This window comes from Kaistella sp. (assembly GCF_049588135.1).
Classification (GTDB): Bacteria; Bacteroidota; Bacteroidia; order Flavobacteriales; family Weeksellaceae; genus Kaistella.
The window spans coordinates 1-20,130 of sequence record NZ_JBAVFG010000140.1 but is presented as its reverse complement, the minus strand read 5'-3'; the positions used below and the strand labels follow the sequence as shown (position 1 = coordinate 20,130).

At 33.8% G+C, this 20,130-nt stretch carries 21 protein-coding genes; 11 read left to right on the top strand and 10 right to left on the bottom strand.

Features of this window, described 5'->3' with window-relative positions; all coding sequences use genetic code 11:
• A partial coding sequence (gene pepE / locus WBY99_RS08265) for a dipeptidase PepE (RefSeq protein ID WP_423975860.1) occupies positions 1-587 on the bottom strand: 587 nt, incomplete at its 3' end.
• A gap of 197 nt (positions 588-784) precedes the next feature.
• On the opposite strand from pepE, the gene WBY99_RS08260 reads away from it, so the two are divergent.
• Complete coding sequence (locus WBY99_RS08260) at positions 785-1,186, top strand: hypothetical protein (RefSeq protein WP_423975858.1); 402 nt, start codon at positions 785-787, stop codon at positions 1,184-1,186.
• A 169-nt stretch (positions 1,187-1,355) separates the two neighbouring features.
• Entirely contained in the window at positions 1,356-2,195 is an 840-nt protein-coding gene (gene pheA / locus WBY99_RS08255; RefSeq protein ID WP_423975857.1) for a prephenate dehydratase, read from the top strand.
• A 28-nt stretch (positions 2,196-2,223) separates the two neighbouring features.
• Here pheA and WBY99_RS08250 read toward each other — a convergent pair whose 3' ends face one another.
• The gene (locus WBY99_RS08250; protein WP_423975856.1) at positions 2,224-3,501 is read right to left on the bottom strand and encodes a replication-associated recombination protein A; all 1,278 of its coding nucleotides are present in this window, start codon (positions 3,499-3,501) and stop codon (positions 2,224-2,226) included.
• A gap of 136 nt (positions 3,502-3,637) precedes the next feature.
• On the opposite strand from WBY99_RS08250, the gene yidD reads away from it, so the two are divergent.
• Positions 3,638-3,874, top strand: a complete 237-nt coding sequence (gene yidD, locus WBY99_RS08245; RefSeq protein ID WP_423975855.1) for a membrane protein insertion efficiency factor YidD — start codon at positions 3,638-3,640, stop codon at positions 3,872-3,874.
• Positions 3,875-3,919: 45 nt separating this feature from the next.
• A complete protein-coding gene (gene lgt / locus WBY99_RS08240) occupies positions 3,920-4,789 on the top strand; it encodes a prolipoprotein diacylglyceryl transferase (RefSeq protein WP_423975854.1) in 870 nt (289 codons plus the stop codon).
• 52 nt (positions 4,790-4,841) lie between these two features.
• Here lgt and WBY99_RS08235 read toward each other — a convergent pair whose 3' ends face one another.
• Positions 4,842-6,335, bottom strand: coding sequence for an NAD(P)H-hydrate dehydratase (locus WBY99_RS08235; protein WP_423975853.1), 1,494 nt, complete (start codon positions 6,333-6,335; stop codon positions 4,842-4,844).
• Between the two features lie 702 nt (positions 6,336-7,037).
• Here WBY99_RS08235 and WBY99_RS08230 point away from each other — a divergent pair.
• The 5 genes from WBY99_RS08230 (at position 7,038) to WBY99_RS08210 (ending at position 11,444) form a co-directional block, all read left to right on the top strand.
• Positions 7,038-8,045 carry a vWA domain-containing protein gene (locus tag WBY99_RS08230; protein ID WP_423975852.1) on the top strand — a complete coding sequence of 336 codons (1,008 nt, stop codon included), beginning with the start codon at positions 7,038-7,040 and terminating at the stop codon, positions 8,043-8,045.
• An 89-nt stretch (positions 8,046-8,134) separates the two neighbouring features.
• Complete coding sequence (locus tag WBY99_RS08225) at positions 8,135-8,863, top strand: tetratricopeptide repeat protein (protein WP_423975851.1); 729 nt, start codon at positions 8,135-8,137, stop codon at positions 8,861-8,863.
• Positions 8,863-10,599: a BatD family protein gene (locus tag WBY99_RS08220; RefSeq protein ID WP_423975850.1), complete on the top strand. Its 1,737-nt coding sequence runs from the start codon at positions 8,863-8,865 to the stop codon at positions 10,597-10,599. Before WBY99_RS08225 ends, WBY99_RS08220 begins: the two co-directional genes overlap by 1 nt.
• Before the next feature lie 43 nt (positions 10,600-10,642).
• Entirely contained in the window at positions 10,643-11,239 is a 597-nt protein-coding gene (locus WBY99_RS08215) for a MarC family protein (RefSeq protein ID WP_423975849.1), read from the top strand.
• A 10-nt stretch (positions 11,240-11,249) separates the two neighbouring features.
• The gene (locus tag WBY99_RS08210; RefSeq protein ID WP_423975848.1) at positions 11,250-11,444 is read left to right on the top strand and encodes a hypothetical protein; all 195 of its coding nucleotides are present in this window, start codon (positions 11,250-11,252) and stop codon (positions 11,442-11,444) included.
• Between the two features lie 199 nt (positions 11,445-11,643).
• Here the strand turns inward: WBY99_RS08210 and mvaD are convergent, their stop codons facing one another.
• From mvaD to WBY99_RS08180, 6 genes are all read right to left on the bottom strand, one after another.
• Positions 11,644-12,699, bottom strand: coding sequence for a diphosphomevalonate decarboxylase (gene mvaD / locus WBY99_RS08205; RefSeq protein ID WP_423975847.1), 1,056 nt, complete (start codon positions 12,697-12,699; stop codon positions 11,644-11,646).
• Between the two features lie 42 nt (positions 12,700-12,741).
• On the bottom strand, positions 12,742-14,502 hold the full coding sequence (locus WBY99_RS08200) for an AMP-dependent synthetase/ligase (RefSeq protein ID WP_423975846.1): 1,761 nt from the start codon (positions 14,500-14,502) through the stop codon (positions 12,742-12,744).
• A gap of 1 nt (position 14,503) precedes the next feature.
• The gene (locus WBY99_RS08195; RefSeq protein ID WP_423975845.1) at positions 14,504-15,520 is read right to left on the bottom strand and encodes an NAD-dependent epimerase/dehydratase family protein; all 1,017 of its coding nucleotides are present in this window, start codon (positions 15,518-15,520) and stop codon (positions 14,504-14,506) included.
• 66 nt (positions 15,521-15,586) lie between these two features.
• Positions 15,587-16,375 (bottom strand): alpha/beta fold hydrolase, encoded by a 789-nt coding sequence (locus WBY99_RS08190; RefSeq protein ID WP_423975859.1) that lies wholly within the window; start codon positions 16,373-16,375, stop codon positions 15,587-15,589.
• Positions 16,376-16,410: 35 nt separating this feature from the next.
• Positions 16,411-17,130, bottom strand: a complete 720-nt coding sequence (locus WBY99_RS08185; RefSeq protein WP_423975844.1) for a pyridoxine 5'-phosphate synthase — start codon at positions 17,128-17,130, stop codon at positions 16,411-16,413.
• A 99-nt stretch (positions 17,131-17,229) separates the two neighbouring features.
• Positions 17,230-18,492, bottom strand: coding sequence for a mechanosensitive ion channel family protein (locus tag WBY99_RS08180; protein WP_423975843.1), 1,263 nt, complete (start codon positions 18,490-18,492; stop codon positions 17,230-17,232).
• A 69-nt stretch (positions 18,493-18,561) separates the two neighbouring features.
• On the opposite strand from WBY99_RS08180, the gene WBY99_RS08175 reads away from it, so the two are divergent.
• Positions 18,562-19,053, top strand: coding sequence for a DUF456 domain-containing protein (locus tag WBY99_RS08175; RefSeq protein ID WP_423975842.1), 492 nt, complete (start codon positions 18,562-18,564; stop codon positions 19,051-19,053).
• 4 nt (positions 19,054-19,057) lie between these two features.
• Positions 19,058-19,672 carry a hypothetical protein gene (locus tag WBY99_RS08170; RefSeq protein ID WP_423975841.1) on the top strand — a complete coding sequence of 205 codons (615 nt, stop codon included), beginning with the start codon at positions 19,058-19,060 and terminating at the stop codon, positions 19,670-19,672.
• Here the strand turns inward: WBY99_RS08170 and WBY99_RS08165 are convergent.
• On the bottom strand, positions 19,659-20,130 hold a 472-nt coding region (locus WBY99_RS08165; protein WP_423975840.1), incomplete at its 5' end, for a uracil-DNA glycosylase. The genes WBY99_RS08170 and WBY99_RS08165 overlap by 14 nt on opposite strands.

The following is a 20,130-nucleotide window of genomic DNA, read 5'->3' as shown; positions in this document are numbered from 1 at the left end:
CAATTTCCTTCTCGAAGCCCAATTACTTTCGTATCATTTTGAGTTAGAAATTCTTTGATTCTGGTTTCTCGGGTTTCACCATTATGTTTCAAATCTGGACTTGGATCAAGATAATGCGGATTAATATTAAAAGGAACTGCGCCCATACATTCAAAACTCGGCGGATAAACAATCGGCATATCATTGGTGGTTTTCATATTGAGTCCGCCAATATTTGATCCAGCACTTGTTCCTAAATACGGTTTTCCGTTTTCTACATTCTCTTTTAAAACTTGCATTAAATTACTTTCATGTAAAGTTTTCACCAATAAAAAGGTATTTCCACCGCCTGTAAAAAAACCTTTTGCTTCATTCACCGCTTCAATTTGATTGTCAAATTCATGCAATCCTTTCACACTCATATTAAATTGAGCAAAAAACGCTCTTGCATTATGGGTATAATCATCATGTGAAATCCCACCTGGTCGAGCAAATGGAATAAAAACAATTTCACTTATTCCGTTAAAAAGTTCAGCAATTTCGGACTGAAGGTATTCCAAATAATTTCCACCAAAGAGCGTAGAAGTCGAAGCCAGCAAAACATTCATATTCATAAAATTTTAATTTAAGGAGTGTAAAGATAATCAATTGAAATTTTCTTAAAGCAGAGCTAATCAATAATTATCATATTATTAAAATAATTCCTGATTTTTATCAAGTTTATGTTAATATTCAAAATATTGGCTTTTTACAAATAATTTCACTGTATATTTGCATAGAATTTAACAACTAAAACACATTTATCATGAACTACACGATTGTTGGTCTTTTTCCAAGTCAAGAAAACATCAAAGAAGTTTCTGCAGGAATTGAAAAGTCAGGAATCAAGAACCAGGATTACATCATTTACAGAACCGATAAAGACAACGCACCGGAACTGAAAAAGAACTTCTGGGAAAGGCTTTTCGGAATTGCAAAAGCAGAAACAAATGCCGTTCCCAACCATTTGATCACGAGTGTTTCTGTAAAAAATGCAGAAGAACTGAAAAGTGTGACTCAATCTTTTGAAGACAATAAAGTGGTAAAAATCTATGAATTCAAAGACATGACGATTGATGAGGCAAAAGATTTGAATTACATTAAAAAAATAATAGAACTGCGTGCAAAATCACAAATTTATGCAATGCCAGAAATATCATTATCCTAATTTCTAGTTTAAGAAATATTCTTAAAACATTTTTTCATATTTACTAAATTCCGCACTTTATGTGCGGTTTTTTTTAATTTAAAAGGAAAATTAATCGAAGCAATTAAATCGATATCAAATTAGAGGCAATAAAGTCCATCAATTCGATTGGCTTTTTTATTTTTGCAGAATGAAAATCGCATTCCTCGGTCCGCATGCAAGTTTTACACAATTAGCATGTTCTCAAATTTTTCCTGAAAATGAACTTATTCCGCAATCAAGCATCATCGATTGCTTTAATGCAGTGATCAATGATGAAGTTGATAAAGCAGTTGTTCCATTAGAAAATTCGATTGAAGGAACCGTTTCGATGACCTTGGATTATCTTTATGACTTTGATAATATTTTTATCGAAACCGAAGTCGTGATGCCGATTGCTCATCATTTGATGATTCACCATGACAACGAAAATTTTGAAACCATAATTTCTCATCCTCAAGCTTTGGCTCAAACTTTTCATTTTCGGCATCATCAATTTAAAAATAAAGAAACCCGAGATTTCAGTTCTACGGCAGCAGCAGCGAAATTGGTATCCGAAAATCCACAAGAAAAATGGGCAGCAATTGCAAATTCTTATGCCGCGAAATTATATGGATTAAAAATCATCCATTCTAATATTCAGGATTTCGAACAAAACCACACCAAGTTTATTGTGATTTCAAAAAAGGACGATTTGCTACGACTCGACATTCCAAAAACTTCGGAGAAAACTTCTTTATTAATAACGCTTCCCGAAGATCATGCAGGTGGACTACACCAAGTGCTTTCAGTTTTTGCGTGGCGACAAATGAACCTTTCAAAAATCGAAAGCAGAACTTTGAAAACCGGACTTGGGAATTATTTTTTCTTTATTAATGTTGCGAACGAATGGAATCCTGTGTTATCGAAAAACGCATTAGAAGAATTAGAATCCATTGGAGTAACCGTGAAGTTTTTAGGACATTATAATGAATATTTGCTTGAAAGCTGATCTTTTGGAAATCTGAAAAAGCTCAAATTTAATATTTATCTTTCCATTTCTTTTTGAGTTGGTCTGCAATTTTATTTTCGGTAGAATTATTTCCGGGTTTATAAAATGAAGTTCCTTTCAATTCTTCCGGAAGAAATTCTAAATCAACGAAATTACCTTCGTGAGAATGAGCGTAATCATACTCTTTTCCATAATTCAAATCCTTCATTAATTTGGTTGGTGCATTTCTTAAATGTAAAGGAACAGGAAGATTTCCAGTTTTTTTAATATTAGAAATCGCATCATCAATCGCAAGATAAGTTGAATTACTTTTCGGTGAAACCGCCAAATAAACCGCAGTTTGACTTAAAATAATTCTGGCCTCGGGATTTCCAATTACATTAATTGCTTGAAAACAATTGTTCGCCATCACCAAAGCATTTGGATTTGCCAAGCCAATATCTTCGGAAGCCAAAATCAACATTCGCCTCGCAATAAACTTAATATCTTCGCCACCAACCAACATTCTTGCTAACCAATACACCGCACCATTCGGATCAGAACCTCGCATTGATTTGATAAAGGCAGAAATAATATCATAATGCTGTTCGCCATTCTTGTCATACAACGCCATGGTTTCCTGCAAAACAGAAAGCACATCTTCATTATCAATTTCCTTTTTATCAGAATTTTTGAATTGATTGAGTACGTTTTCAACAGCATTAATCAACTTTCTGGCATCACCTCCGGAATATTGAATCAATGCTTCCTTATCTTTAATGCTGAAATCGGTATTGGAATCCTGATTGTATTTATTCAAAGAAATATCGATCAACTCTTCTAATTTTTCATATTCTAAAGCTTTTAAAATATATACTTGCGAACGTGAGAGCAAAGCTGAAACCACTTCAAAACTCGGGTTTTCAGTTGTTGCACCCATTAAAACCACCCAACCTTTCTCAACCGCATGAAGCAAAGAATCTTGTTGCGATTTATTGAACCGGTGAATTTCATCAATGAACAGAATCGGTGATTTGCCGGAAAATAGATTTTGTTTTTTAGCTTCTTCAATGATCTCTCTAATATCTTTCACCCCGCTTGAAACCGCCGAAAGTTTATAAAATTTTCTACCAGAAGTTTCGGAGATAATTTCTGCTAAAGTCGTTTTCCCAGTTCCGGGTGGTCCCCAAAAGATCAAAGAATTCAAAGTATCATTCTCTAACATTTTACGAATCGGTCCATTTTTTCCGGTTAAATGTTCCTGTCCCAAAACTTGATCTAAAGTTTTGGGTCGTAATTTTTCGGCAAGAGGTGAATTAGAATTCAAAATTAAAAAAATTGAGGTTTTTGAAGTAAAGGGTTGATGTTGCAATTAAAAAATAAACTAGAAACAATTTATAGAATAGCAACTTTAATCACAAACTTAAAGCAAATTTAAACTATTTCGCTATTTTTGCAAGGCAATGCTCAACAAAATCATCACATTTCCTTTGGTTGTCCTGATAAAATTTTATCAGTGGTTTATTTCTCCGTTATTGCCAAAAAATTGTCGTTACGAACCGACCTGCTCTCATTATATGATAGAAGCACTCAAAGTTCACGGTCCAATTAAAGGCTTATGGTTAGGTGCAAAAAGAATTGCAAGATGTCATCCTTGGGGCGGTGAAGGTTATGATCCGGTGCCGCCAAAAAAGCCGTGAGTTGTTGAGAGTTATTGAGTTTAAAAAAAAATTGAAATAAATTATATGTTAACATTATTATACTCCACTTGGGATCCGTCCACAGGAATTCACCTTGGTCCAATCACGCTTCATTACTATAGTTTGATGTTTATTTTCGCTTTTGGTTTGGGCTATATGCTGATGACCAAAATTTATAAAATTGATAATGTTAACTTAAAATATGTAGAACCACTTTTTACATGGACTTTAATCGGAACGATCTTTGGGGCAAGAATAGGACACGTTATTTTTTATCAACCTGAATTATTTCGGGAAGACTTCTGGTCAGTTTTTTTACCAATTCGCACAAAACCTCATCTTGAATTCACTGGATTTTCCGGATTAGCAAGTCACGGGGCGACCATCGCTTTAATTTTCACAACCTTATATTATTCCTATAAGATTATCAAAAAAAATCCTTTTTGGGTATATGACAGAATTGGGATTCCTGTTGCTTTAGGCGGTGCTTTCGTAAGGATAGGGAACTTTTTTAATTCTGAAATTATCGGAAAACCGGCACCAGAAAATTCACCGTTTGCCATTTTATTTCCACAGCAAAGTTCTGAATACGGCGCAATTGTACCACGATATCCGACTCAATTATTTGAAGCTGGAGGTTATTTTTTACTCTTTATTTTACTGTGGATTTTATACCGATATACCAAGAAAAAATACCATCAAGGTTGGCTTTTTGGATTATTCTTTATTCTCCTTTGGGCGATTCGATTTTTTGTAGAATTCCTGAAAGAACCACAAGGTGACGAATTCATTCACATTGCGGGATTAAATACAGGGCAAGTTCTTTCGATTCCATTTATGATTGCTGGATTCGTAATTATGTGGTATTCGAAAAACAATGTGATTACCGAAGAGCAAAACGAAAAACCAGAATAGGTTTATGGAATTTGTTTACAAATCAATCCTTTCAATTTTTTGGAAGGATTTTTTAATTAAGATATTTAAACACCGTTCCAATTTCATCAATTAAATCTGAAGGCATCATCGCTTCTTTTGAAAATTTTTCCGCAGCGAAATCTCCTGCTTTACCATGAAGCCAAACTCCGAAAATCGCAGCATTTTCTGGCGAATAATCTTGAGCCAAAAGAGCCGTTATAATTCCTAATAATGCATCACCACTTCCTCCTTTTGCCATGCCAGAATTCCCTGTCACATTATAGTAAACCTTATTTGTAGGAGTAATAATTTGGGTATGATGATCTTTTAGAACAATAAAAATTTGTAATTCCTGCGCTTTTTGTTGGGCAAGATTTAGCCGTTCAAATGAGTTATCTGTTTTTCCGAAAAGTCGCTCAAATTCTTTTGGGTGTGGTGTGATGATAGAATTCTCAGGAATTCGTTTCAAAAAAATAGAATTATCTGCAATAGTATTGAGTGCATCTGCATCAATAACTAATGGTTTATCATAATTTTTCAAAAACTCCATAAATGCATATTCTGTTTCAGAACTTCCCCCTAAACCTGGACCGACTCCAATTACAGAATTTTTTTCAAAGTCAAAATTAACCACTTCATTCTTCCCACCATTAATAAACATTGCCTCCGGACAGGCAATCTGCAAGATTTCATAACCACATTTTGGCGCGAGCACAAAGGTCAATCCGCTCCCCGATTTCAGTGCAGCCTTGGTGGCTAAAACAGCTGCTCCCATTTTGCCAAAACTTCCCGCTACAATTGTTGTTTTTCCGTAAGTTCCTTTATGTGAAAACTCATTTCTAATCTTATAAATTTCATGACTTAATTTCTCACCGATTACAAATTCAGCAGATGGTTCTATGGAATTAAACTCATCACTCAGAAAAATATCGATTAAATGAATATTCCCACAAAAGATTCCTGTTTCGGGGTGCAGCATTGATTTCTTCCACGCTTGAAAAGTCAAAGTCTCATCAGCTTTAAAAACAACAGCATTGTCATCAATCATTTTATCTGCCATTAATCCGGACGGAATATCAATTGAAATTCTAGGAAAAGATAAATTATTAAGAAAATTGATCAAATTGGCGATTTTACCCTCAATATTTCGATTAAGACCAATTCCGAAAAGCGCATCAATAATGATCGAATTTTCCTTAAAAACGAAATCGCCATAATGCTCAAAATCCCGTAAGGCAATACCTGAAATCTCTCTGCAGCGCTGAAGGTTCACCAAGGCATCTTCTGAGAAGCCTTGTTTCTCTTCCGTAAAAACAGTAACTTCAAAACCTTTGTAGTACAACAGTCTTGCAATTGCAAAACCATCACCCCCATTATTGCCACAGCCACAGAAAATAGTGAACGAATAGTTGTTTTCAAAATTCTTAAAAAACCAATTCACACAAGACTGAGCAGCTCTTTCTATTAACTGAAGGGAGGAAACCATATCATTCTCAATTGTATATGAATCCCATTTTTTGATTTGTGAGGCTAGAAAAATTTTCATTTGGTCAATTGTATCTTTAATTTAAAAATACTAAAAATATTCCACACACACTATTTTTCCTGAAATTTTTAAACAAAATAAGAACTTTTAATAGGTATATCCGATTTTAATTACAACACTTCGTTAAATTTTCAATGCGCAATTCTACCAAAACAGTAGAGTTGCTGTAATTTAAGTTTATTTTTCTCGTGTTCGGGTTTATTTCGAACTTGCAAATAAATCTATCCAGCAGTAAATTATTGCAATACCCATTTTTACAATTCCAAGAAATCAAATTCCCCTTCAAATTGATTGTAAAATGTCTGTTCATCAAGTTTTCCAAAATGTTCAAATTGTAAGAAATTCAATTTTCCTTTAATGTTTAAAAAAATGAAAAAATAGGCAACAAAAAAATGAGCGCTCCTCAAATTGAGATTATTCATTTGTATGAGTGCTGAAAAAATAATACTTTTGGTACTGGATAACTCGGAGAAATTCAAAATTAGAAGCTTGTTATTATTTATATAAGACATTTATAATCAACAATTTTTCATGTCTTTCGCATTGCATCATTTAAATCACCTCACTGATTGTCAATCATTTATTATGTTTTTCAACGAAGTGTTGTAATTTATAATAACAAAAATCCTGCAAATTTTGCGAAGTTTAACATCTTCATGAAGCTCCTTCGGAAAGGGATTTAGGAAGAGGAAAAAAATAAAAATGAATTGGACTTTAGGAAATAATTGGTATTTAATTTTGTTGTTGCTTTTGCCGCTGCTCGGAATCATTATGATTGCTTACATCAAATGGAAAAATCAGCGAAAGAAAATTTTTGCCGAAGCAAGATTTCAGGAAAAATTATTCGAGAAAAAATATGGATTTGCAAAAATTTTGCCGATTCTTTATTTATTGGCGACTTTATTTTTAGTTTTATCCATCGTCGATTTATTGAGTGGTTCGGAAGAAGTAAAATCCAAACAAAAGATGAATAACGTCATTTTCCTTCTCGATGTTTCTAATTCTATGAATGCCCAGGATGTTGCACCAAACCGTTTAGACGAAGCCAAAAACATCATCATCAACACGATGGAGAAAATGAAAAACGATAAAGTTGGAATCGTAGTTTTCGCTGGTGATGCAAGTTCGATTATGCCTTTAACAACAGATTTTACTGCGGCGGAAACTTACCTTGGTGGCATAGAAACCAATATTGTAAAAACCCAGGGAACAGACTTTTTAAAAGCAATGCAAACCGTTGCAGATAAATTTAGAAACATCCCAAAAGGTGCTCGACAAGTCGTTTTATTAAGTGATGGTGAAGACAATGAAGGCAATGAAAAATCTGCCACAAAACTAGCAAAATCAGAAGGTATTTCTGTAATCACAGTGGGAATTGGCTCCGAAGAAGGCGCACCAATTCCAGAATATGTCTTTGGTCAATTGATGGGTTATAAAACCGACAGAGCAGGACAAACCGTTATTTCAAAAAGAGAAAATATGGCCTTAAAAAATATCGCAAACCAAACGAACGGAACGTATGTCGATGGAAATAACCTCGAAAATGCAACTACTGAAATCATTGATGGATTGCGAAAAAGTGCAACTTCCTCCGAAACGATGGTGAAATCTAATAATGCAATCCATTATTATCAATATTTTTTAGGGGTATCAATTTTTTTGTTTCTTATTATTTTTCTGGTAAATCCCAAGCGAGACTTTAATATTTGATTCAAAACCAATATCTTTCAGCCTAATTTAACCGAAATTTAACAATTTCATCCATAGACTTTAACAAATAAAGGAATAATTTTGCAGCGATGAATCTGAATTTACTTTTTCCTACGTTTTTCATAGCGTTTGGCTGTTCCTTTTTTTCTGCTCAAGAAAATTATAAGACCTTAGTCTTCAAAGGGAATCAGCAATTCGACAAAGAAAATTACGAATCCTCTTCTTCGAAATACATGGAAGCTGTAAAACTTAATGATAAAGAGTTTATGGCTCACTATAATCTTGGTAACTCTCTTTACAAAAGAAAAATGTACGAGGAAGCAAAAGCCGAATTCGAAAAAGCTGAAAAGCTCTCAACCACTCTTCCTGATAAAAGTGCTGCGCTCTATAATCTAGCAAACACTTATATGCAAAACGGAGATTCCAAAAAAGCAGCTGAACTTTACAAACAAGCTCTTAAGCAAGATCCTTACAATGAAAGCATTCGTAAGAATTATGAAATTGCAATGCTGAAAGAAAAAGAAAAAGAAGAAAAAAAGAAACAAAAAGAAAACTCAGGCGGCGAAAATAAAGAAAAAAATAACGGTCAGGATAAAGGAGATCAACCTCAGAAAGAAGCCGGAAACGGACAACAAAATAAAGGAAATGGCGAAGGGAAAGATCCCAATGAAAATAAAAACAGCAATTCCGATCAAATGCCCAAAGAATTAGAAGAAGCGCTTCTAAACCGAGTTGGAAATAAAGAACGAGAAACCGCCAAGAAAATTCTTAATAAAAACTCTTATTCAATGCCTGAAAGCAACGAAAAGGATTGGTAATGAAACAACAACTTTCTTACATATTACTTTTATTTTCTGCCATATTAACTTACGGGCAAGTTACTTTGGCAATATCTGATGTGAAGGATCAAAAAGTGGGTCAGCGATTTACATTAACCGTTCTACTGGAAATTAGTGGTGAAAATATGGAGCAACAAACTCCTCTCCAAATGCCAGATTTTTCAAAATTCGACCTTATCGGAACTGCATCTGAACGGAATACAATCATTCTAGATGCCAAAAAAGGAGATGTAATCAATCAATTGGTTTATCAATGTGTGCTTTCACCAAAGCAAATTGGTAAAGTAAAAATTGGATCTGCCTTGGTAACTGTTAATGGGAAAATTTATAAAACAGAACCCTTCGATATTAATGTACGAGATAATGAAAAATCGAACTCCGTCGCTGATAATTCCGATAAGAATAATTTATATTTGAATTTAGAAGTTCAGGATAAAGTAGTTTATAAAAACGAACCAACTGTTGCTATTTTACGTGCTTACAGCCGAGATTACGATAATTTTCGAAAAGTAGGAAAACTTCATTTTCCGCATCAACCCAATGCGAATATAAAACCCGTCAGTTTTGCCAAATCGGAGATTGAATTTAATGCTGGCATGGCTTCCCAAGTCATCGGTGTTTTTATAATTTTTCCGTCAGAAACAGGAACTATAGAGATTAATCCTATCTCTGCTTCGTTTGCTAATTCGGCAAACGATAACAGAATTTCATCAAATAAAGTACATTTAGATGTAAAGAAACTGCCAGTCGGAATGCCAGCCCATTTTAAAAATGCAGTTGGTCAATTTACCGTGGATTTATTGAGTCTTCATAATGACGAGATTCCTGAACTCGAAAAACCGATGCATATTATTTTGAAAATAGCAGGCACAGGGAATCTATCAAATTTGCATTTACCAAAAATTCTGAATTCCTCTGACTATGTTTTCTTCCCGCCCAAAATCACCACCGAAACCACAACTAAAAAAAATGGACTTTCTGGATCAATAAGTTCCGAGTACATCGTAGTGCCGAAAAAACCTGGACTGATTTCTATTAAATTTGAAGATTTCAGCTACTTTGATCCTGATAATTCAAAATACCTAGATTTGGGTTCTAAGGAATTGTTAGTCGACGTGAAAACTCCAGCTCAAATTGCTGATGCGAAATCAACGCTAGAAAAAGTAAATGAATATACGAATACTGTTTTAGAAACCGTAAACACTCCAGTTTTACAAACTCAAAACTTTAAAGTAAAAGATAAAAATAAAATCGACTGGAAAATTGTTTTCGGGAATTTAATCTTATTGATTACTTTCATTTCCTTAGTTTTAATAGTATTGCGAAAAAAAGAAAAAAGAAAACTAAGGCCACAACTTATTTCAAGTCCAATAACGACTATTTCTGAAACAGAAGAACTCATTAGAAAAAACCTTACAAACCACTTCGAAGAAAATATTGAATATTTAAAAATTTTAAAAGATAAAAAAGACTTTACCAATTTCTTTTCGGCCTATAATGAATTAAATAGAGAAACGAAAGAATCCTATTTTGCAAATACTGATTCAGATTTCCGAACTATTTTAGAACAAACTAAGGGTAAGCAAATTTCGGAACACTACAGAGTTCTTACGGAGCAAATTCTCATCGAAAGATTTGCACCATTTCATTCAGATGAACAAATGGATGAGCTCTACCACTCCATCCATACCTTATATTCAAAAATTAACAAATAATGAATTATTTTTCATATTTTTGCGAAATTAATAATCTTCATAAATGTTAGAATCTTTCTCATTAAAAGAAACACTTACTGCCTCGATGATTCTCTTTGCGGTAATCGATATTATCGGCTCAGTCCCAATTATTGTTGGCTTAAAAAAGAAGTTCGGTAAAATTGAAGCCGAACGTGCGGCAATCGTGGCGGGAATCTTGATGATCGCCTTTCTTTTTATCGGAAATAAAATTCTAAATCTCATCGGCGTTGATGTGAACTCGTTTGCGATTGCGGGTGCATTTGTAATCTTCGTGATTGCTTTAGAAATGATTCTGGGTATTGAAATTCAGAAGAATACAGAATCCAAATCAGCATCGATTGTGCCGATTGCATTTCCGTTAATTGCAGGCGCAGGAACGCTTACTACTACTCTTTCTTTGCGAGCAGAATACCATGATATCAATATCATTATCGGTATTATCATCAATACAATTTTCGTATATTTGGTGCTTAAATCAGCGAACTGGTTGGAGCAAAAATTAGGCGACGGAACACTTCAGGTTTTACAAAAAGTCTTCGGAATTATATTGCTTGCGATTTCCATCAAATTATTTACCGCAAATTTTGCGCAACTTTTTTCAACGTATGTTAAATTTTAAATTAAAAAAAATGCAACTGTTCTATAAAATATTTTTAGCACTTTTCATCGTATTCATCGGTATCAATCTTTATGTTATCGAATGGAATCTAGGATTTCTGGCAGAAGAAAACTCAACTTTCGTTCTATCAATGTCTGCAGCAATCGTTGGAATCATCGTGGTTTTTATCATGCATACGATGAGCAGACTTGCGTTGAAAAAGTAGTTTTTCAAAAGTTTTTCGAATAAAAAAAACAAATCGACCCAATTATTGAGTCGATTTTTATCTGAATTTTATTTCCAATCTATAGTTCGATTTCTTCCCCAATTTCCCAAAATATGACCTTTTTCATAGAAAGCAAAAAAGATGAAAATTAAAAAAACAATTACTACAAAAATTGCAAACTTATATTTCTTTTTCATTTCTAAAAATTCATCATATCTTTCACGACGCCATTATTTTGGGTAAATTGTAAAAGTTCTTTGACGATAAATTCTTTAATTTTTTCTGAATCCGAATTTTCCGGAAATAAAAGATGAACATTAGCACCTGCGTCTAAAGTAAAAAATAAAGGCAAATTGGTTTCTTTTCGGAATTCCCAAATTTTGTTGATGACTTGCAAAGTTCCTGTTTTCATCAGGATAAATGCAGGTTCGCTCATCATCATCATCGCGTGAAGCGTTAAAGCTTCGTGTTCAACAAGCTGAATAAAATTTTGTAAATCGCCGTTTTTCAGAATCTCTTTTAAGGTTTTAAAATTTTCATGAGCTTCCTGAAATCGTTTTTCCGCATACGGATTTGTATTCATCAAACCATGACCAACAGTAGAACTCACCGATTTTTCACCTTCGTGAATAAGCAAAACCCAATCGTTGAAATTTTTGAAAATCGAATGAATTTCTTCGTTTGGATATTGAACTGCAAATAAATCTGAACTTTCGGCAACTTCCGCCGTTTTTCCCCAAACAACCAAACCGTTGTACAAACTTCTGCACGCACTTCCGCTTCCTAATCTTGCTAAGAAACTTGCTTTTTTCAATTTAAAATCTTCATCAGATTTCCCCGAAAATTGAGCGTCCAAATCCATCAAACATTTTGCAATCGCACCAAAACCCGAAGCCGAACTTGCAATTCCCGAACTGTGCGGAAACGTATTTTCGGTTTTAATAATATATTTTCCTTTCAAAATCCAAGGCAAATATCCTTCGATATTTTTAAAATATTTTTCGATTTTTTCGGCAAATTTCAACTCTTCTTTTCCTCCTAAAAAAGTTTGAACAGAGAATTTCTCATCCGCCAAAAACTCCATTGAAGTATTTGTTTTACAATGATTTAAAGTATAACTAATACTCGGATTTGCTGGAATTTGATTATCGTATTTTCCCCAATATTTAATTAAAGCAATATTCGACGGGCAACTTTCAGAAACCGTTTGATTGGATATATTGAAGTTTTGTTTTCCTAAAAATTCGTTCATCATAAGATGTTTTTACAATTATTTTTCAATTTTTAAATGTTGCATTTATGCATACATTTTTTCAATTAATTCTGCATATTTTTTCAGCACCACATTGCGTTTCACTTTCAAAGTTGGTGTAATTTCGCCAGTACCAATTTCAAATTCCGAAGGCATTAAAACAAATTTTTTCACTTTTTCGAAACCCGAAAATCCTTTCTGAATTTCATCTAATTTTTCTTGATAAAACGCTTTAATTTTTTCTGAATTCACCATTTCTTCCCAATTGGTAAACGGAATATTCATTTTTGAAATCTGCTCTTTTAACGCTTCAAAATTCGGAATAATCAGCGCAGTAACAAACGGTTTTCCTTCCGCAACAACCATCGCTTGATCGATAAAATTATTGTTGGAAAGTGAATTTTCAATTGGTTGTGGCGCAATATATTTTCCGTTGGAAGTTTTCATTAAATCCTTAATTCTGTCAGTGATGAAAAGGGTTCCGTTTTCATCAAATTTCCCTGCATCGCCAGTTTTGAACCAACCGTCTTCGGTAAAAACTTCGGCAGTTTCAACAGGTTTTTTATAATAACCTTTCATAATTCCACTTCCTTTGGCAAGAATTTCGTTGTTTTTGCCAATTTTTATTTCAGTATTACCCAACGGAATTCCGGCAGAACCGTGTTCAAAATTATGAAAAGGAAAAGCCGTTAAAGTCGCCGTAGTTTCCGTTAAACCATAACCAACGGTAACATGAATTCCCATTGCTTCAAAAAACTCGGTAACTTCGGCAGAAACGGAAGCGCCACCACAAGGCATAAACCAAAGATTACCGCCCATTTTTTTCTTGATTTTATTAAAGACTAAAATGCCCGCAATTTTATTTTTAAGATTCAAAGAAAAAGGAATCGATTTATTTAAACGGCGAAATTCGGCAACTTCAGTTCCTGTTTTGATTGCCCAATTGAAAATTTTCTTTTTATTTTCTGAGCTGTTCTGCGCCATCTCGTTTACACCAGCATAAATTTTCTGATAAAACCTCGGCACAGCGCACATCATCGTGGGTTTCACTTCTGATAAAGCATTTGCAATGAGTTTTGTGTTTTCTAGAAAGTAAACTTTTGCGCCACCGTGCAATGTAAGCAAAGTCCAGCTTCTTTCGAAAACGTGAGTTAATGGTAAAAACGCAAGCGAAGTTTCATTCTCAAAGTTTTTAAATTTAAAAAATTCAAAATGCGCTTCGATGCATTGATGAAAATTTCCGTGGGTTAACATTACTCCTTTAGGAACTCCTGTCGTTCCGGAAGTATAAATAATCGTTGCTAAATCATCTTCTTTTTTGAGAACAATTTCAAAATTTTCCTCAGTTTTTTTTATGAAATTTTCAAAATATTGACTGTTCTCTTTTTTGATCCAAATGGATTTTTTGGCAACGATAATCTGTGTTAAAAATAAACTTTTTTGTAAAATTTCAAAAGAATTATCATATTGTTCTTGATTACCGACGAGAATTATTTTGCATTCCGATTCATTCAGAATATATTCCGCTTGCTCCTCGTTATTGGTCGCATAAATCGGCACCGTTACTGCGCCCAACGACAAAATTGCCAAATCGAAAACAATCCATTCTGCCGAATTATCGGAATAAATTGCAACTTTATCATTTTCAGAAATTCCAGAATTTTTCAGAGCGTTGGCTGTTTTGAAAACCATTCTGCGGAAATCTCCCCAATGAATTTCCTTCCAAGCATCTTTCTTCTTGAAACCTATTGCGGGTTTTCTTGGAAATTTTTCAGCATTTGTATTTAAAAATTCTGCAATATTCATATTATTTAGGGGACTTCTTGTGATCTGAAATATAATTTTTTAAATGAAAGTCGATACTTTCGGAAATTGGAATAAACTCATAATCGAGTTTTTCTTTAATTTTTTGATTAGAAAGAATATGGTGCGAAGTTACCGCTTGAATATTAATTTTATTGAGCAATCTCAAGGATGGAATCAGCCAACCGAATAATAGATTCAAAACATATCCAAAATTCAAAATGAATTTCGGGAGGATTTTCGCGTTGGTTTTACCTAATTTCGCCCGTATCAGATTTGCAATATCGACCAACTTTTTGTTTTCAGAAATGAGCAAAAATCGTTCGCCAAAAATTTCTTTATCCATTAAAGCAATGGCAATTTTTGCAACATCTCGAACATCAACGTAATTTGAACTTCCGCTCATTGCATAAGGAAATTTCTCGAAAGTTCCGAAAATTTCACCACTACTCGACTGCCAATTTCCGCTTCCGATAATAACTCCGGGATTGATGATAACGGTATTTAAACCTTCTGCGGAAGCGCGCCAAACTTCCATTTCCGAAAAATGTTTGGATTTCGCGTAAGATGAATGCGCTAATTTCGGATTGTAATTGGAATCTTCTGTGACATTTCCGTTTTCATCAACGCCGTCTAAAACGGCAACAGAACTCACAAAACAGAATTTTTTCACGGAAGAATTTTCGCAGGCGTAAAGAATATTTCTGGTTCCTTCGATGTTTGAATGATACATTTCTTGTCGCTCATCGGGATGAAAACTCACTTTTGCTGCACAGTGATAAACTTCTTCTACGTTGATTAAGGCATATGTTATGGAATCAACGTCATCAAAATCGACATCAATCCATTCAATTTTATTAAAAAAATCGTCAGGATTTTCGGTATAAAATTGAAAGGAATGTTTTACATCTTCAATATTACTTGTTTTTCTTTTTGTTGCACGAACGGTTTTGCCGCGTTTCAGCAATTCTAAAACGATTACTCTTCCGAGAATTCCTGTGGCGCCAGTAACTAAAATCATAATTTAGACATGAGATTTATAGACATTAGATTCGAGATTTAAAGTACAAAATATACGATAAACGCTTTAGAAATCTTCCTTATTTAACAAAAAATCTTTCACCACTTCGTTGAAATCTTTCGGGTTTTCGGCTTGCACCCAATGTCCGGCATTTTTTATCATAACAATCGACGAATGCGGAAATTGTTGTTTAATCTGGAATTCGTCTTGAGGCAAAATATAATTTGATTTTTCGCCGGAAATAAACAAAGTTTCGCCAGAAAAAACTCCGAATTTTATCGCATTAGAAACAAATTCCGTATATTTTTCGGAAAGGGTTTTCAGGTTAAAACGCCAATTCAATTTTTTATCATCAGTCCAATACAAATTTTTGGTAAGAAACTGAATGACCGATTTTTCGGGAATATATTGATGCAAAATTTCTTCGGCTTCTTGTCTTGTAGAGATTTTATCGAAATTTACACTTTCCAAAGCTTTCAAAATCCCTTGATGATGCGGCGGATAAGCTTTTGGCGAAATATCAACTACAATTAATTTTTCTACTTTCACAGGATATTTTATGGCGAATTGCATCACTGCTTTTCCACCCAAAGAATGACCTAATAAGTTGATTTTCTGTAAATTATAAAATTCCATATAATGCGAAATATCGTGCGCCAAATCGTCGTGTGACATTTCATCGGAATGAAAACTTTTTCCGTGATTTCTTAAATCAATTAAATGAACTGGAAAAAAATCGCCCATTTCTTTGCCGAAACTTCCCCAATTATCAAGCATTCCGAACAATCCGTGGAAAACGAGAAGTGGCGTTCCGGGTTTTTCTTGTCCGTATATTTTCGAGTGTAAAATTTGCATCATCAATTAATTTTAAAGAATCTTAATATTTCTTTTTACCATTTCGCCAATCTCTTCAAATAAGCCTGAACGGTATTTTCCATTCCCATATACAACGCTTCGGAAATGAGTGCGTGACCAATCGAAACTTCTAATAAATTCGGGATATTGTCGGCGAAATACTTTAAATTCTCTAAACTTAAATCGTGTCCGGCGTTAATTCCTAATCCGAATTTCTCTGCTTCAATAGCGGTTTCAACGTAAGGCTCTATCGCCTCTTCTTTATTGGCAGAATAATTTTTGGCGTAGGCTTCGGTGTATAATTCGATTCGATCCGTTCCTGTTTCGGCGGCAAATTTCACCATTTCTGGGTTTGGATCGAGGAAAATCGAAGTTCGAATTCCTGCTTCTTTGAATTCAGCAATCACCAATTTCAGAAATTCCAAATTATATTCACAATCCCAACCCGCATTTGAAGTAATTGCATCATCGGCATCTGGAACGAGCGTAACTTGTTCGGGTTTAATTTCCAAAACCAGGTCGATAAACGGACGATGCGGATTTCCTTCAATATTAAATTCGGTATAAATTAAAGGTTTTAAATCGTAAACATCTTTTCGGGTAATATGTCTTTCATCGGGTCTTGGATGAATGGTAATTCCTTGTGCACCAAATTCTTGTAACTTAATCGCCGCTTCTGTTACGCTTGGTAATTCGCCACCTCTTGCATTTCGAAGGGTTGCAATTTTATTAATATTTACGCTGAGTTTTGTCATTTTTATTAGATGTTAGACGGTTAGATTTTAGATTTTAGACAATAGGATTGCGTCAAAAAATCTGCATTTAAAATTAATTTATATAACAACTTTTATTGATTAAATTTTCACACTTACCTGCATTACCTGAAGATCAAACTCTTTGGAAGCGACTAAAAGATGATCAAAAATATCTGCCTGAATGTCTTCATAATTTGCCCATTGTGAATCATTCGTAAAACAATAAATTTCCAATGGCAAACCTTGTGGCGTATTCTCCAGCTGTCTCACCATCACAGTTCCTTGTTGATCAATATGCTGGCTATTTTTAAGATAATTAAAAACATATTCCCGAAAAACACCAATATTGGTAAGTTGCCTTCCGTTAATTAAAAGTTCTGGGTTCGAAAGTGTTTCTCGTTCTTTCACCATTTCCTCTTTTTTAGTTTTCAGATAATGGGAAATCATATTTATTTTTTCTAATTTTTCAAGCGCTTCTTGATTCAGAAATTTAAAGGAATTGATATTGAAAATAATCGATCTTTTGATCCGTCGGGTGTTGCTTTCCGACATTACTTGTATGTTTTTTATTTCGGTCGTTAGCAAATCGTAGGTCGGAATCGTAGAAATTGTTTTATCAAAATTCTGGATTTTTGTTGTTAAAAGATTGATGTCTTGAATATTACCTTCCAAATTATATTTCGGAATTCCAATCCAGTCGCCTACTTTCAAATTCTTGGAAGTTGCGACATGAATTCCGGTTACAAAACCAAGAATTGTATCTCTGAAAACTAAGACTAAAACTGCCGTAATTGCTCCTAAACTGCCCAAAATTGCAGAACCACTAATTCTAAATAGAATACAGATTGCAATGATGGAAAAAATAAAAATTCCAAAAATTTTCACCGTTTGATTAATGGCTCGAAGCGCCATAATAATGTAAAAATCTTTCTTGTATAAATAATAATATTCTACTGCTTTTAGCATTCTGAAAACCATATTTCCGACTACTAAAAGAAGAGAAATATTAATCATGATTTCTAAAAAATCAAAACTTTTGGGATGCCGGTAAAAAATTGAAAAAAGTGCATTCTCACCTATAAACAAAGCAATTACTTTTGCGACAGAAGAGGTAATTTTGGCATTATAAATTGATTTTAAAATAGGAAATCGCTCTTCATCAACAAAAAATTTGAAAATAAAATTAAAAAGGATTTTAATTAATGTGCTCACTAAATAAATAAGTGCAAATAATAGCAAAAACTTGGCTGCGATTTGTACCCACAAAATTATATCTTCCGGAAAATTTCCTTTTACAAAATAGTGAATTTGATCACTAATATTTTGCAAAAAATCTTTCGTATTTTTTAGTTCGTCATTCATCTACGCAAAAATAAGAAATCTGTTTGTCTTTCCCAGATTTATAAGTACATTTAACAAAATTTAGTTACGATGAACACGGCTTTAATAGAAATTGTTAGTATTATTTTATTAGTTCTAGGGATTTTAGGAACATTTCTTCCCGTTTTACCTGGTTTATTATTAAGTTTAGCAGGATTATTAATTTATAAATTCGGGACAGATACGCCGCTTTCGATGACTTATATTTGGATTTTCGTTTTTCTTACGGTGATTTCTGTGGTTTTAAATTATGTAATTCCGGCAAGAACCACTCGAAAATATGGAGGAACACGTTGGGGAAGCATCGGTTCTGTAGTGGGAACGATTGCAGGAATGTTTTTTATTCCCATTCCTTTTGGCTTTTTAATCGGAATGTTTTTAGGCGTTTTCATGGGCGAATTATTACATGATGTCAATGACAAGAAAAAAGCGTGGAATTCTACGAAAGGTGCTATGATTGGATTTCTCTACGGAACAGGCTTCAATTTCATCGTGGGATTGGCAATGTTTTTGGTAGTTTTAATTAATATTTTTAAAAATTAATAATATGTTTCGCAAAATTATTTTAACCTCATTTGGCATTTTAACTTTGGTCGCTTGCCAAAATAAAAATGCAGCGGTATCTTCAATTAAAAATGAAAATACGCAAACCAATTCCCAAAACACAAATTCGGTAACTCCGAAAGAAGCAGAGCCAGAAATGTCGACTGGTTTACCGCCCGATGCAGAAGCGGTAAAGATTGCCGAACAGGAACAGGCAAGTTCAAATCAAAAAAATGTGGTTTATTTAAAGGAAGGCGAAAATAAATTCTTAAAAGAATACGAAATGAATGTCACCTTCAAGAATGTAATAGAAGACAGCCGTTGCCCGAAAGATGTGCAATGTGTCTGGACTGGAAATGCAATTGCTGAAGTGGAATTTATGGGACTTTATACCAGACCTGTAACTGTACAATTAAGCACTATGAATAATCCAAATAAAGGATATTTCAACACTCAAAGTTTCAATGGATATTCGATCTCACTTGTGGATTTGACTCCAGAAACCACTTCAGCGAAAGGTTTTAAAGCTTTACAAGGAAGCTACAAAATTGCACTTCAGTTTAAAAAAGAAAATGCCGGAGATCCCCAACCTCAAAAAGGAGGAGCTACCACGAAATAGTTTCTTTATTTTTTGATTTCAAATAATCATTAATCTTCGAAAAAGGTTTGCTTCCATAAAAACCACGATATACAGAAAATGGTGATGGATGCGCAGATTTAATAATAAAATGTTTGGAGGAATCAATAAATTCCTCCTTTTTTTGTGCAAAAGCACCCCACAAAACAAAAATCACATTTTCCCTTTTATCTGAAATTTCTTTAATAATAAAATTGGTGAATTTTTCCCAGCCCAAATCTTTGTGAGAATTCGGTGAATGTGCTTGTACAGAAAGTGTTGCATTTAACAATAAAACGCCTTGTTTCGCCCAATCGTCAAGTTCTTTTTGGGTTCTTTCGATTCCTAAATCATTTTTTAATTCGGTAAAAATATTTTTGAGCGAAGGTGGAATTTTCACATTTTCAGAAACCGAAAAACACAAACCATTTGCCTGATAATCGTTATGATAAGGATCTTGC